The sequence below is a fragment of the Anoxybacillus sp. LAT27 genome (genome assembly GCF_022030075.1).
In the GTDB taxonomy this organism is placed as follows: domain Bacteria; phylum Bacillota; class Bacilli; order Bacillales; family Anoxybacillaceae; genus Anoxybacillus; species Anoxybacillus kestanbolensis.
In genome coordinates, this window is record NZ_JAIWYK010000190.1 from 1 (window position 1) to 266 (window position 266).

Annotated in this window: 1 pseudogene; it reads left to right on the top strand. The window is 50.4% G+C overall.

The features are described 5' to 3' along the window. A pseudogene (locus LD028_RS09075) lies at positions 1–108 on the top strand (ABC transporter ATP-binding protein); the annotation flags it as partial. Positions 109–266: the final 158 nt, after the last annotated feature.

Here is a 266-nt window from a genome sequence, read left to right on the forward strand (position 1 = left end):
TCCGTGGCCCATCGCGGTTACGTCATCCAGACGGGAGAGATCATCCTGCAGGACGAGGCGCCCACCCTGCTGGCAAACCCGCAGGTTCGGGAAGCATACCTCGCATAGCGGTCAAACACCGATGGAGTCTACACTACCCCATCGGTGTTTTTTTATGGTTGCCGCTGATCAGCTCCTGCCGGTTGGCCGATCAAGCAAATGGAGACGTGATTTCATCATAATATTTGCAGTTAAGCAATTCTTTTTTTTGTAATGAAATGGAAATT